Source organism: Halomonas shengliensis, from assembly GCF_900104135.1.
Taxonomy (GTDB): domain Bacteria; phylum Pseudomonadota; class Gammaproteobacteria; order Pseudomonadales; family Halomonadaceae; genus Halomonas; species Halomonas shengliensis.
On record NZ_FNIV01000002.1, the window covers coordinates 301,348 to 315,311 of the forward strand.

The following is a 13,964-nucleotide window of genomic DNA, read 5'->3' on the forward strand; positions in this document are numbered from 1 at the left end:
AGTGCTGATACCCATCGGTTACCTTGTGGTCCTGCTTTCCGTCTTCGGCGGCTTCGTGCTGGCGGGCGGACATCTCGGCCCCCTCTTCCAGCCCACGGAGTTCCTGATGATCGGGGGCGCCGGCATCGGCGCCTTCATCGCCGCCAACAACGGCAAGGCCATCAAGGCTACCTTCCGCATCTTCGGCCGCCTTCGCCGCTCCAAGCGCTACGACAAGGCGCTCTACATGGAGCTGATGGCGGTGCAGTACAAGCTGCTGACCAAGATCCGCCGCGACGGCATGCTGGGCATCGAGCGCGACATCGATAACCCCCAGGAGAGTGCGCTCTTCAACGAGCACCCGCGGGTACTTGCCGACCCCACCATCATGGCCTTCCTCACCGACTACCTGCGCCTGATGGTCAGCGGCACCATGGAGCCCATGGAGATCGACGAGCTGATGCTCCACGAGATCGAGGCGTTCGAGCAGGAGGCGCATATTCCTGTCGACGCCATCGCCAAGGTAGGCGACGCCATGCCGGCCTTCGGCATCGTCGCCGCGGTCATGGGTGTGGTGAAGGCGCTTAGCGCGGCCGATGCGGCCCCCGACCAGATGGGCCAGATGATCGCCCACGCCCTGGTAGGCACCTTCCTCGGCATCCTTGCCGGCTACGGCTTCGTCAATCCGCTGGCCAGTCGCGTGGAGCGTCAGGTCAAGGAGGTCGAGAAGGTGCTGCAGTGCATGCGCGTCACCCTGATGGCCAGCCTGCATGGCTACGCGCCGCAGCTGGCGGTGGAGTTCGGCCGCAAGGCGCTGCACAGCGAGGAGCGCCCGGGCTTCACCGAACTCGAGGAGTACGTCCGTAACGCCAAGGCGGGCGAAGGCAGCGCATGAGTCAGGACCGTCGCCCCATCATCATCCGCCGCAAGAAGGTGGTGCATCAGCACCACGGCGGCAGCTGGAAGATCGCCCTGGCAGACTTCATGACCGCCCTGATGGCGCTCTTTCTGGTGATGTGGATCCTCTCGCAGTCGACGCCGACCCAGCGCGAGGCGGTGGGTGAGTACTTCCGTACCCCGCTGGTCACCGCGATCACCGGTGGCGACGGCCAGGCCCAGAGCGCCAACGTGATCCCCGGCGGCGGACCCGACCCGGCCCATGCCGAGGGCGAGCGGGCACGCATCGACCTGCGCCAGCAGACCCGCCCCAGCGACACCCAGCGGCGCGCCTTCCGCGATCTCCAGCAGCGCATCGAGACCGCCATCAATGCTGACCCGGATCTGCGTCAGCTGCGCCAGCAGATGCGCTTCGAGATGACACCCGAAGGACTGCGCATCCAGCTGCTGGATACCGATCAGCGCCCGATGTTCGACCTGGGTCGTGATCAGGTGGCGCCCTATATGCGCGACCTGCTGCGCACCATGGCGCCGCTGCTCAACGAGCTCGACAACGACCTCAGCATCAGCGGCCACACCGACAGCCTGGCCTACCTGAGCGGCTATCGCGGCTACAGCAACTGGGAGCTCTCCAGCGACCGCGCCAACGCCTCGCGTCGTGAGCTGGTCGCCGGCGGCCTGGAGCCGAGCAAGCTGTTACGGGTCTCCGGCTTCGCCGACCGGGTGCCGATGCCGAACACCGAGGCCAGCGACCCGATCAACCGCCGCATCGAGCTACTGGTGCTCTTCGACGAGGTGGCCGAGCGCATACGCCGCCCGGGCATTCTCAATGGCGCGGGCGCACCGTCGCCGCTCAGCCGGCGCACGCCACAGGTGGATACCGCACCCGTGGAGAAATTCACCGAGAGCCTGAGGAGCGCCCTCGGCACGGACTAGGCCCGACACAGGGCATCTCATCATCAGGGCAGGGGTTAGCGCATGGATATCACCGATTTCTATGACACGTTTTTCGAGGAGGCCGAGGAGCTCCTCGCCGACATGGAGCGCCACCTCCTCGAGCTGGACATCGACGCGCCGGACAGCGAGCAGCTCAACGCCATCTTCCGCGCGGCCCACTCCATCAAGGGGGGCGCCGGCACCTTCGGCTTCGATGTCCTGCAGAAGACCACCCACCTCTTCGAGAACCTCCTCGACCATGCCCGCCGCGGCGAAATGACGCTGCGCCGTGACATCATCGACACCTTCCTGGAAACCAAGGATATGCTGCACGACCAGCTCGACGCCTATCGCAACGACGAGGAACCCGATCAGGAGGCCTTCGCCCGCATCTGCCAGACCCTGCAGCAGCTGGCCCTGGAGGAGATCGGTCAGGGACTCGAGGGCGCTGAGGACGTGCCCACGCCCGGTGACGCGGACTCACCTGGGCAGCAACCCGCGACGCCCGAGCCGCCTCAGGCGGGGGCGCCAGCCGCAGAGGAGGCCGGCGATGGTGGCGACCAGCGCCTGGTGGTTGCCCTGATCGATGTCGGCGACAAGGACCGTGCGCTGCTGATCGAGGAGCTCGAGCAGCTGGGCGAGATCCAGGCCCAGCAGGGCAACCAGGCGTGCTACGAGGTTACCCTGATCACCGCGGTGAGCCGCGACGACATCGAGGCGGTGATGTGCTTCATCACCGAGCCCGAGCAGGTACAGATCCGCGTCGACGAGAGCGAGGAGGCGATCACTGCCCCCGCGGCCGAGCCCGCACCCGAGGCGACTCTGCCCGGCGAGAACACAGAGGCGCCGCAGCCGGCGCCCCCGTCGGCGACTCCCGCCGCCTCCAGGCCCGACACCAATAAGAACGACGCCAGCAAGACCAAGGCGAGCGACGCCAAGCCGAAGAAGGCCAAGGGTAGCGAGTCCAGCTCGATCCGCGTCTCGGTGGAGAAGGTCGACCAGATCATCAATCTGGTCGGCGAGCTGATCATCACCCAGTCGATGCTCGACCAGACCGTCAGCGAGCTGGACGGCGTGAACAACGGAAACCTGCTCAACGGCATGAACCTGCTGCAGCGCAACGCGCGGGACCTGCAGGAAGCGGTGATGTCGGTGCGCATGATCCCCATGGACTTCGTGTTCAGCCGCTTCCCCCGGGTGGTCCGCGAGACCTCCGGCAAGCTCGGCAAGGAGATCGAGCTGGTCACCGAGGGCGAGTCCACCGAGCTGGACAAGAGCCTGACCGAGCGCATCATCGACCCCCTCACCCACCTGGTACGCAACAGCCTGGACCACGGCATCGAGCCGCCGGAGGTGCGCGAGGCGAACGGCAAGCCGCGCACCGGCAAGCTCACCCTCTCCGCCCGCCACCAGGGCGGTAACATCATCATCGAGGTGAGCGACGACGGCGCCGGCCTGGATCGCGACAAGCTGCTGGCCAAGGCCCAGGAGAGTGGTCTGTCGGTCACCGACACCATGAGCGACGACGAGGTCTGGCAGCTAATCTTCGCCCCGGGCTTCTCCACCGCCAAGGAGGTCACCGACGTCTCCGGGCGCGGCGTGGGCATGGACGTGGTGAAGCGCAACATCCAGGGCATGGGGGGCCAGGTGCAGATCATGTCGGCGCGCGGCAAGGGCACCACCATCCGCATCGTGCTGCCGCTGACCCTGGCCATCCTCGACGGCATGTCGATCAAGGTGGGCGAGGAGGTGTTCATCCTGCCGCTCTCCACCGTTCTCGAGTCGCTGCAACCCTCCCGGGATGACCTCTACCCCATGGCCGGTGACGACGTAGTGCTCAAGGTGCGCGACGAATACCTGCCGGTGGTCGCGGTTCACGAGGCGCTGGATGTCACCGGCGCCAAGACCGAGCTCAACGAGACCATCGCGGTGATCGTGCAGGGCGAAGGACGCCGCTACGCCCTGCTGGTGGACGACCTCATCGGCCAGCAGCAGGTGGTGGTCAAGAACCTCGAGACCAACTACCGCAAGGTGCCGGGCGTTTCCGCCGCCACCATCCTGGGTGACGGCAGCGTCGCCCTGATCCTCGACATCGCCGGCCTGCATCGCCTCAACCGCGCCAAGAAGGAGGCGCGGCATCAGCAACGTCCTCATCACGACCTGGAGCGTCGTCTCCACACCGAAGGAGAAGCCTCATGACCAACCTGACCAACCCCAGCCTCGACGCCGCCGCCCTGGAGGCGCAGAGCCGTGAGTTCCTGGTCTTCTCGCTCGGCGAGGAGGAGTACGCCATCGATATCCTCAAGGTGCAGGAGATTCGCGGCTACGAGAACGTCACCCGCATCGCCAACGCCCCGGATTTCATCAAGGGGGTGACCAACCTGCGCGGCGTGATCGTGCCCATCGTCGACCTGCGCATCAAGTTCCATCTCGACAAGGTCGAGTACGGTGGTCAGACCGTGGTGATCGTGGTCAATGTCGCCGACCGCGTGGTGGGAATCGTGGTGGATGGCGTCTCCGACGTCATGACCCTGACGCCCGAGCAGATCAAGCCGGCGCCGGAGTTCGGCGTCACCCTCTCCTCGGACTTCCTGAGCGGGCTGGGCAGCCTGGAAGACCGCATGCTGGTTCTGGTGGACATCGACAAGCTGCTGACCAGCGACGAGATGGCCCTGGTGGAACAGGCCAGCGAGTAAGCCGGGGACGACATCCATGAAACAACTGACAACGACAAAGAAACTGTGGGGTTCGCTGGGGATCATCTGGATCGGCATGATCTGCCTGATGGCCTGGGGAGCCTGGGAGAACCGCCAGACGATGCTCGAGGAGCGCCGCACGGCACTCGGCGACTACGTCGACATGGCCATGAACGTGGTCAATGACCACGCCGAGCGGGCCGAGGCGGGCGAGCTGACTCTGGAGGAGGCCCAGACCCGTGCCGCCGACGCCGTGCGCGAGATGACCTACGACGAGGGGCGCGGCTACGTCTACATCTTCAACGGCGACTACGAACTGCTCGCCCACCCTCGCCTGCCTGTCGGCACCTCGGTGCGCGACTTCCAGAACGACGAGGGGCGCTACCTGTTCCGCGAGTTCGTGGCGGACGTGCAGCGCGACGACGGCGTGGTCGACTACCTCTGGGCCCACGCCTCCGAGGAGGACGAGCTTGCCGAGAAGTCCTCACTTAACGCCCTGTTCGAGCCCTGGGGCTGGTACATCGGTACCGGGGTCTATATCGATGATATCGACGCCGCCTTCGTCGCCGGCCTGACCCGCAGCCTGCTGGCGCTGCTTGGCGTCGGCATCCCGCTGACCCTGCTGATGGGGCTGGTGATTCGCAACGTCACCCGGCGCCTGGGCGGTGACCCCGCCTATGCCGCCCAGGTGGTCCGTCGGATCGCCGAGGGCAGCCTCGACCGACCGGTGAGCCTGCGCAAGGGCGACCAGGCCAGCCTGCTCGCCGATATCGAACGCATGCGCCGCAACCTGGAAGCGACCATCGGCCATATCCACCGCAGCAGCGATGAGGTCAACGGCGTGGTCGAGGAGATCGGCGCCGGCAACGACGAGCTGGCCACCCGCACCGAGCAACAGGCCGCCTCCCTGGCCGAGACTGCTTCGAGCATGGAGCAGTTGACCGCCACCGTACGCCAGAACGCCGACCATGCCGGCAAGGCCAGCAGCCTGGCGCGGGAGACCGCCGACAACGCCGAGCAGGGTCACGACGCCATGGACCGCGTCGCCGCCTCGATGAACGACATCAACGACAGCGCGACGCAGATGTCGACCATCGTCGACACCATCGATGCCATCGCCTTCCAGACCAACATCCTGGCGCTCAACGCCTCGGTAGAGGCCGCCCGTGCCGGTGAGCACGGCCGTGGCTTCGCCGTGGTCGCCGAGGAAGTGCGCAAGCTGGCCAGCCGCAGCTCCGAGGCCGCCGGTGAGATCAAGGCGCTGATCGATGGCTCGGATGCCAAGGTCACCGAAGGCACCCGCCTGGTGGAGGAGACCGGCGAGATCATCACCGGCATGGTGCGCGATATCCAGCAGCTCACCACGCTGATCGGCGAGATCTCCGCCGCCTCGGAGGAGCAGACCCACGGCATCGAGCAGGTCAACCTGGCGGTCACCCAGATGGACCAGATGACCCAGCAGAACTCGAGCCTGGTCGAGGAGCATACCCAGGCCTCCCAGCGCCTGACGCTTCAGACCCAGCGTCTACGCGACCAAGTGGCGCACTTTCATCTGAGCGCCCGCCAGGGGGAAGCCAACCACGATGATGCCCCGGCGCGGCCGAACGCCCACGACACGGCCGATCGGGATCGCGGCGTGACATCACGCGAACCCGCCACCATCGACTGACGCCCAGGGACGAGAACGTGAAATTACTCGACAACATGACCGTACGCCTGAGCTGGAGCATGGTGCTGGCGGTGTTCTCCGCCCTGATCCTGGCACTTGGCGGCCTGGGCCTGTACGCCGCACGCCACAGCGAGTCGGCGCTCCAGACCCTCAACCGGGTCAACGTCGATCAGCAGTCCGCGCTCAACCGCACCAACACCCAGATGCTCTTCGCCCAGCTCGAGCTGCGCGATCTGCAGACGCGCCTGCTCGCCGACGAGACACCCCAGGTCCGTCAGGCGGTACAGGCCGAGGCGGAGGCGCTCGCCGAGACCTTCTTCGAGGTGGAGTCGACCTTCCAGGAGTTCCTGGCGCTGCCCGGTGGCGAGGCCAGGGCGGCGATGATCGACACCCTGGCGGCGAGCTTCGAGCGACTGATGGCCGAGGGCCTGTGGCCCCAGCAGCAGGCTTTGGCGGCCGGGGATGCGGAGCGCTTCCTGACCCTGGCACCGAGAGTGGAGGCGCTCACCACGACCTTCTACGACGATGCGGTGACCTTCTTCGTGGATGCCGAGCAGAGCGGCGCCAGCCTCTACGCCAGCTTCCTCGAGCTGGTGAAGGGACTAGAGTGGCTGATAATCGCCGGCCTGGTGATCGCCGCCGGCACCGTGGTGGTGGTGCTGTGGGGGGTGACGGTAAACGTCATCCGCCCACTGGGCCAGCTGGTCGGCTACTTCGAGGCGATGCAGCAGGGTAACCTGGCCCAGCGCATCCCGGAGCGTGGCGATAACGAGATCGGACGCCTCTACGCCGCCCTGGCGGCGATGCAGCGCGGCCTGGCCGAGACGGTGATGACCGTGCGCGACAGCAGTGAGGCCATCTACCAGGGCACCCAGAGCATCGCCCACGGCAATAACGACCTCTCCTCGCGCACCGAGCAGCAGGCCTCCTCTCTGCAGGAGACCGCCTCGAGCATGGAGGAGCTCTCTTCCACCGTCACCCAGAACGCCGACAACGCCGGCCAGGCCAGCCAGCTGGCCGCCGACGCCTCACGAACCGCCCAGGAAGGCGGCGAGGTGGTCAACGACGTGGTCAGCACCATGCACGAGATCAGCCAGGGCTCTCACCGGGTCGCGGAAATCATCGGCACCATCGACAGCATCGCCTTCCAGACCAATATCCTGGCGCTCAACGCCTCGGTGGAGGCGGCACGCGCCGGCGAGCACGGCAAGGGCTTCGCTGTGGTGGCCCAGGAGGTACGCAACCTCGCGAGCCGCTCCGGCGATGCCGCCAGCGAGATTCGCGGGCTGATCGAGGCATCGGTCAACCAGGTGGATCGTGGTACCGCGAGGGCCGATCAGGCTGGCAAGACCATGGGTGAGATCGTCGCCTCCGTGCAGCGCGTCAGCGACATCATGGACGAGATCGCCTCCGCCTCGCACGAGCAGAGCAGCGGCATCGGCCAGGTCAACGACGCCATCACCCAGATGGACCAGGTCACCCAGCAGAACGCCGACCTGGTGCAGCATGCGGCCAGCGCCGCCAATCAGCTGGAGGCCGAGGCCAGCCGCCTCAAGGCGGCGGTCAATCGTTTCCAGCTGGAAACCTCAGGGTCGGCGACGAAGGGCCAGCGGGACGACAGCAATGACGACCTGTCGCGCTGGATGCCCTCCTTGATGACACGCCGCACCCAGGAGGCGGCGCCCGCCGCTACCCAGGCGCGGACCACCCGGAGCGACGATGACTGGGAGGCGTTCTAGCCGCCACTACGCATCGTCCAGGACACAACAACGAAATCGACTTTTCCTCAGCAGGGGATCGCCATGCGCAACAACCAGCCAGTGACTCAGCAGGAATACCTGCTCCACGATGACCACTTCCTTATCTCCCGCACCGACCTGAAGGGCAGGATCACCTACGCCAACCCGGCCTTCGTGGAGGTCAGCGGGTTCAGTCACGAGGAGCTGCTGGGGTCGGCCCACAACATCGTGCGCCATCCCGACATGCCTGAGGCGGCCTACCAGAACCTGTGGGACACCCTGAAGGCCGGAGAGAGCTGGAAGGGGCTGGTCAAGAACCGGCGCAAGAACGGCGACCACTACTGGGTAGAGGCCAACGTCTCGCCGATCATCGAAGAGGGTGAGGTCAAGGGCTACGCCTCGGTTCGGGTCAAGCCCTCGCGCGAGGAGGTCGAGCGCGCCGAGGCCGCCTACGCCCGTATCCGAGAGGGCAAGGGCCGTGGCCTGACCCTGGACAAGGGCGAGCTCAAGCGCCGGGGCGTCGCCGGCTGGCTGGCCCGCGCCAGCCTCTCCAGCCTGCGCGCGCGCATCGTCTCCATGGTACTGGTGGCCGGTGTGCTGCTGCTCGCCAGCGGTGCCCTGGGGCTGTTCGGCCTGCAGAGCGCCGGGGAGCGTCTGCGCACCCTCGACCGCGATGGCCTCCAGGACGTGGCGCGTCTGCAACAGATCGACCAGCTGACCACCCAGGCGCACCAGTTGCTATCGCGCAGCGATCGCTTCGAGCTGGTCGACCAGAAGGTGGCCTATACCGAGCAGCTGGCCGAGATCGAGAGTGAACTCGACCGCCTGTGGTCGGCCTTCCGCGCGCGGGAGACCAACCAGGGCGGCATCGCCGACAGCTTCGATGCCGAGCTCAGCGCCTACCGCCAGGAGGGCATCGGCCATGCGATCAGCCTGCTGCAGAGCGAAGAGAACTTCGACATCTTCACCAACATGCCGGAACACATCGGGACGATGCAGGGCGAGGGTGAGGCGCTGGCGGAGAGCGTCAACGCGATGATTGCCAGCAAGCAGGAAGCCGCCGGCCTGCTTGCCCAGCAGGCCCGCCAGGGACAGCGCCAGATGCTGATCGCGCTGGCCGCCCTGCTGGGAGCCGGCCTGTTGCTGCTGGTCATCATCGGTGCCATGACCCTGCGTGGTGTGATCCGCCCGGTGCGCGAATCCCGCGCCTTCACCCTGCAGATCGCCTCGGGCAACCTGGCGGCGGACGCCCCGGCTCGCCGGCGCGACGAGCTGGGTCAGCTGGTGGACGCCCTGGACATCATGCGCAAGAGCCTTGGCAGCATCGTCAACGACGTCAACGGCGGCATCGGCATCGTTACCCCCGCGGCCCGCGACATCGCCCGTGGCAACGAGGACCTGTCGGCGCGTACCGAGCAGCAGGCCGCGTCCCTGCAGCAGACCGCCTCCAGCATGGAGGAGATGACCACCACGGTACAGCACAACTCGGACAACGCCCGTCAGGCCAGCGGCCTGGCCGAGGAGAACGCCACCGAGTCGCGCGCCTCCGGTGAGCTGATGCAGCGTGCCGTCTCCACCATGGACGAGATCACCGCCGGTTCGCGCAAGATGACCGAGATCATCGACGTCATCGACTCCATCGCCTTCCAGACCAACATCCTGGCGCTCAACGCCTCGGTAGAGGCCGCGCGTGCCGGCGAGCAGGGGCGCGGCTTCGCCGTGGTGGCCCAGGAGGTGCGCAACCTGGCCAGCCGCTCCGCGGATGCCGCCAGCGAGATCCGTGAGCTGATCGACGGCTCCGCCCGCCAGATCGGCAGCGGTGCCGAGCTGATCCACCAGGCCGAGGGCGCCATCGCCAGGGTCATGGAGGCCTCCACCCGGGTCAACGACATCCTCGGCGAGATCACCGCGGCCTCCGAGGAACAGAGCAACGGCATCGCCCAGATCAACTCGGCGGTGGCCGAGATGGACCAGGTGACCCAGCAGAATGCCACGCGGGTACAGAGCTCCGCGCGCGCCGCCGGCGAGCTGGAGCACCAGGCCATGATGCTCAACCACGCCGTCTCGGCCTTCCGCCTGCGCGGCAGCGGCATGGAACAGGCGCCCAGTCGTCAGCGTCGCCCCGCCGAGGTGGAGAAGCAGCCGCCGCGTGATGCCGAGGCGCCGGCCGCACGCCGTGATGACACCCGCAGACATAAGGCGACCGAAAGCGTCGAGGAGTGGGAAGAGTTTTGAACGCCCCCAGGGAAGGTGAAGAGATGACGGCTGCCGGGTCGGGATGGTCGACCGGGCGGCTGGAGCGCGACCTGGAGCTGACGGATGCGGACTTCGCCCGCATCCGCCAGCTGATCTATCAGCGCGCCGGCATCGTGCTCGCCGAGCACAAGCGCGAGATGGTCTATAGTCGTCTTGCCAAGCGCCTGCGCCACCACGGCCTGACGCGCTTCTCCGACTACCTCGCCCGCCTCGAGCGCCAGCCCGAGGCCCGGGAGTGGGAGGCCTTCACCAACGCCCTGACCACCAACCTCACCGCCTTCTTCCGCGAGGCCCACCACTTCCCGCTGCTGGCCGACCATGTCCGCGGCCGCGCCGGCCGCATCCGGGTGTGGAGCGCGGCGGCCTCCAGCGGCGAGGAGCCCTACTCCATCGCCATGACGCTGATGGAGACACTGGGTCAGCAGGCCGCCCAGCGCGCCGAGGTCATCGCCACCGACATCGATACCGATGCCCTCGGCAAGGCGCGTGCCGGCGTCTATCCGCTTGAACAGGTCAGCAAGCTGGAGGAAGCGCGGGTCAAGCGCTTCTTCCAGCGCGGCCGTGGCACCCACCAGGGCCTGGCCCGGGTGCGCCCGGAGGTGGCCGCCATGGTGGAGTTCGACGCGCTCAACCTGCTGGCGCCCAGCTGGGCGGTGCAGGGGCCCTTCGATGCCATCTTCTGTCGCAATATCATGATCTACTTCGACAAGGCGACCCAGACGCGTATCCTCGAGCGCTTCGCCCCCCTGCTCAAGCCGGACGGGCTGCTGTTCGCCGGTCACTCCGAGAACTTCTCCTACATCACCGACCGCTTCCGCCTGCGTGGACAGACCGTCTACGTGCGCAAGCCATGACCTCGACCGCGGCTAAAGTTCTCGCCATCGGCGCCGATAACAGAGGCACGACCTGACCGGACAGCGATCGCTGTCAGAACCACGGGAGACGCCTCTTGAGCACCAGCAGAATCAAGGTGCTGTGTGTCGATGATTCGGCGCTGATACGCGACCTGCTTACCGAGATCATCAACAGCCAGCCGGACATGGAAGTGGTGGCCGTAGCCCCCGACCCCATCGCCGCCCGCGACCTGATCAAGCGCCATAATCCCGACGTGCTGACACTCGACGTCGAGATGCCGCGCATGGACGGGCTGGACTTCCTGGAACGGCTGATGCGCCTGCGCCCCATGCCGGTGCTGATGGTCTCCTCGCTGACCCAGGCGGGCTCGGAGGTGACCCTGCGCGCCCTGGAGCTCGGCGCCCTGGATTTCGTCGCCAAGCCCTCCCTGGGCATCCGCAGCGGGATGCTGGAGTACGCCAACGAGATCGCCGAGAAGCTGCGTGCCGCCGCACGCTCGCGCCCGCATCGCGCGCGGCGCCGCAACGAGCCGCCGCCCGAGCGGCTCAAGGCGCCGCTGATCTCCAGCGAGAAGCTGATCATCATCGGCGCCTCCACCGGCGGCACCGAGGCGATTCGCCGGGTACTCGAACCGCTGCCGGCCAACAGCCCCGCCATTCTTGTCACCCAGCACATGCCGGGTGGCTTCACTCGCTCCTTCGCCGAACGCCTGGACCGCCTGTGCCAGATCCGGGTCAAGGAGGCGAGCGACGGCGAGCGCATCCTGCCCGGCCACGCCTACATCGCCCCGGGAGACGCCCACCTCAAGCTGGCCCGCAGCGGCGCCAACTACGTGGCGCGGCTGGACGAGGGACCGCCGGTCAACCGCCATCGCCCCTCGGTGGATGTCCTCTTCCACTCCGCGGCCACCCAGGCCGGCCGTAATGCCATCGGCGTACTGCTGACCGGGATGGGCAAGGACGGTGCGGCGGGCCTGGTGGAGATGCGCCAGGCCGGCGCCCCCACCATCGCCCAGGACGAGGCAAGCTGCGTGGTGTTCGGCATGCCGCGGGAGGCCATCGCCCTGGGCGGCGCCGCCGAGGTGTTGCCGCTGGAGGAAATCGCCCCGCGGCTTCTCTCCCTGGTCACCGCCTCGGGACGCGCCCAGCGGGTCTGAGGCCACCCACGCGCTACCCGCATCGCGAGATCACAACGCCAACGAAGGAAGCCCGGCATGACACGATTACTCCGTAACATCAGCATCCACGCCGCGATGATCACGGTGCTGGCCTGCTTCGCCATCGCCATCTCGGCCGTCGCCGGCATGAGCTTCCTGGCCTCCAAGCAGGCCAACGAGACCATGGGCACCCTGGAGCAGATCAACATCAGCCAGCTCAACGAGATCAACCGCGCCGACGCCCTGCTCAGCGGCGCCCTGGTCGATCTCGAGACCGCCTCCAATCACTTCATGATGGGTCGACGTGGCGAGGCGGATGCCCGCCTGGCCTCGGCCATGGACCAGATCGAGCGCGCCGAGGACCGCTACGAGGCCTTCGCCGCGGTACCCCGTACCGAGGCCGGCGAGGAACTGGGTGCCCGGGTGGAGTCGAGCTTCGTGGCGGTACTCGACCTGGCTCGCCAGCAGCATCAGGCACTGGACCAGATGAACTCCACCGGCTTCAACGTGCTGCGTGAGGAGATGGCCGGCCCGGCCCAGGTTCAAGAAGATACTCTGACCGAATTTGTGCGTTACGCCGACGAGCGTGGCAACGAGCTACAGGCCGACTACGACAGCGTGACGCAGTTCTACAAGCAGCTGGAAGTCGGCATTCTGGTCGCCATCGCCGTGCTGATCGTGCTGATCTATCTCGGCCTGCGCCGCGTGGTGATCCAGCCACTCAATCATGCGGTGGAGACGCTGGAAACCATCGCCCAGGCCGATCTCTCCCGGGAGATCAAGGTGCTCAGCCGCAATGAGATCGGCAAGCTGTTCTCCGCCATGCGCGACATGCAGCAGAGCCTGACGCGTATCGTCGGCGACGTGCGCGACAGCAGCGCCTCGATCCATCTGGGTACCCGCGAGATCGCCAGTGGCAACGCCGACCTCTCCTCGCGCACCGAGCAGCAGGCCGCCTCGCTGGAAGAGACCGCCTCGAGCATGGAGCAGATTACCGCGACGGTGAAGCAGAATGCCGACAACGCCCGGCAGGCCAGCGGTCTGGCCCTGGATGCGTCAAACACCGCGGAGCGCGGCGGCGAGGTGGTCCAGCGGGTGGTCAGCACCATGCACGGCATCTCCGGCAGCTCCCAGAAGATCGCCGACATCACCGGCGTGATCGACTCCATCGCCTTCCAGACCAATATCCTGGCCCTCAACGCCTCCGTGGAGGCGGCCCGCGCCGGCGAGCAGGGCCGCGGCTTCGCCGTGGTGGCCGGCGAGGTGCGCCAGCTGGCGAGCCGCAGCGCCGACGCCGCCAAGGAGATCAAGGGCCTGATCGAGAGCTCCGTCAGCCAGGTCGCCGAGGGCTCCACCCTGGTGGAGCAGGCCGGCGACACCATGCAGGAGGTGGTCGCCGCCGTGCGCCGCGTCACCGACATCATGGATGAGATCTCCGCTGCCTCCCAGGAGCAGAGCGACGGCATCGAGCAGGTCAGCACCGCCGTCGGCCAGATGGATCAGGTGACCCAGCAGAACGCCTCCCTGGTCCAGGAGGCCTCGGCCGCCGCCGCCTCGCTGGAGGAGCAGGCCAGCCGCCTGGAGGCCGCGGTGGCGGTATTCCGGCTCGCCGGCCATGCCGCCCCGGAGACGGCCAACGCTACGCCCCGGACCAAGCCGGGAGAAGCCAGCAGCGAGCCCCGTGACGCGCCCCCTGCCCCGTCACGCCCCAGCCGCCAGACGGCGGCTCGCAAGGAGACCCCCGCCGAGGCCGAGTGGGAAGAATTCTGACTCACGCCGGC

General features: G+C 67.3%; 10 protein-coding genes. All 10 read left to right on the forward strand.

Features of this window, described 5'->3' with window-relative positions; translation table 11 throughout:
- Nucleotide 1: 1 nt before the first annotated feature.
- The 10 genes from motA (at nt 2) to BLP95_RS04015 (ending at nt 13,953) form a co-directional block, all read left to right on the forward strand.
- Nucleotides 2-874 (forward strand): flagellar motor stator protein MotA, encoded by an 873-nt coding sequence (gene motA, locus BLP95_RS03970; RefSeq protein ID WP_089677126.1) that lies wholly within the window; start codon nt 2-4, stop codon nt 872-874.
- Complete coding sequence (gene motB / locus BLP95_RS03975; protein ID WP_089677127.1) at nt 871-1,812, forward strand: flagellar motor protein MotB; 942 nt, start codon at nt 871-873, stop codon at nt 1,810-1,812. The genes motA and motB overlap by 4 nt, the downstream gene beginning before the upstream one ends.
- Nucleotides 1,813-1,854: 42 nt before the next feature.
- A complete protein-coding gene (gene cheA, locus BLP95_RS03980) occupies nt 1,855-4,011 on the forward strand; it encodes a chemotaxis protein CheA (RefSeq protein WP_089677128.1) in 2,157 nt (718 codons plus the stop codon).
- Complete coding sequence (locus BLP95_RS03985; RefSeq protein ID WP_089677129.1) at nt 4,008-4,508, forward strand: chemotaxis protein CheW; 501 nt, start codon at nt 4,008-4,010, stop codon at nt 4,506-4,508. The genes cheA and BLP95_RS03985 overlap by 4 nt, the downstream gene beginning before the upstream one ends.
- A 16-nt stretch (nt 4,509-4,524) precedes the next feature.
- Nucleotides 4,525-6,177 (forward strand): methyl-accepting chemotaxis protein, encoded by a 1,653-nt coding sequence (locus BLP95_RS03990; protein WP_089677130.1) that lies wholly within the window; start codon nt 4,525-4,527, stop codon nt 6,175-6,177.
- A 17-nt stretch (nt 6,178-6,194) separates the two neighbouring features.
- A complete protein-coding gene (locus tag BLP95_RS03995; protein ID WP_245678677.1) occupies nt 6,195-7,916 on the forward strand; it encodes a methyl-accepting chemotaxis protein in 1,722 nt (573 codons plus the stop codon).
- A gap of 63 nt (nt 7,917-7,979) precedes the next feature.
- Entirely contained in the window at nt 7,980-10,151 is a 2,172-nt protein-coding gene (locus tag BLP95_RS04000) for a methyl-accepting chemotaxis protein (protein ID WP_089677132.1), read from the forward strand.
- A gap of 23 nt (nt 10,152-10,174) precedes the next feature.
- Nucleotides 10,175-11,026 (forward strand): CheR family methyltransferase, encoded by an 852-nt coding sequence (locus BLP95_RS04005; RefSeq protein ID WP_089677133.1) that lies wholly within the window; start codon nt 10,175-10,177, stop codon nt 11,024-11,026.
- Nucleotides 11,027-11,121: 95 nt separating this feature from the next.
- Nucleotides 11,122-12,183 (forward strand): protein-glutamate methylesterase/protein-glutamine glutaminase, encoded by a 1,062-nt coding sequence (locus BLP95_RS04010; RefSeq protein WP_089677134.1) that lies wholly within the window; start codon nt 11,122-11,124, stop codon nt 12,181-12,183.
- Between the two features lie 57 nt (nt 12,184-12,240).
- Entirely contained in the window at nt 12,241-13,953 is a 1,713-nt protein-coding gene (locus tag BLP95_RS04015) for a methyl-accepting chemotaxis protein (protein ID WP_089677135.1), read from the forward strand.
- Nucleotides 13,954-13,964: the final 11 nt, after the last annotated feature.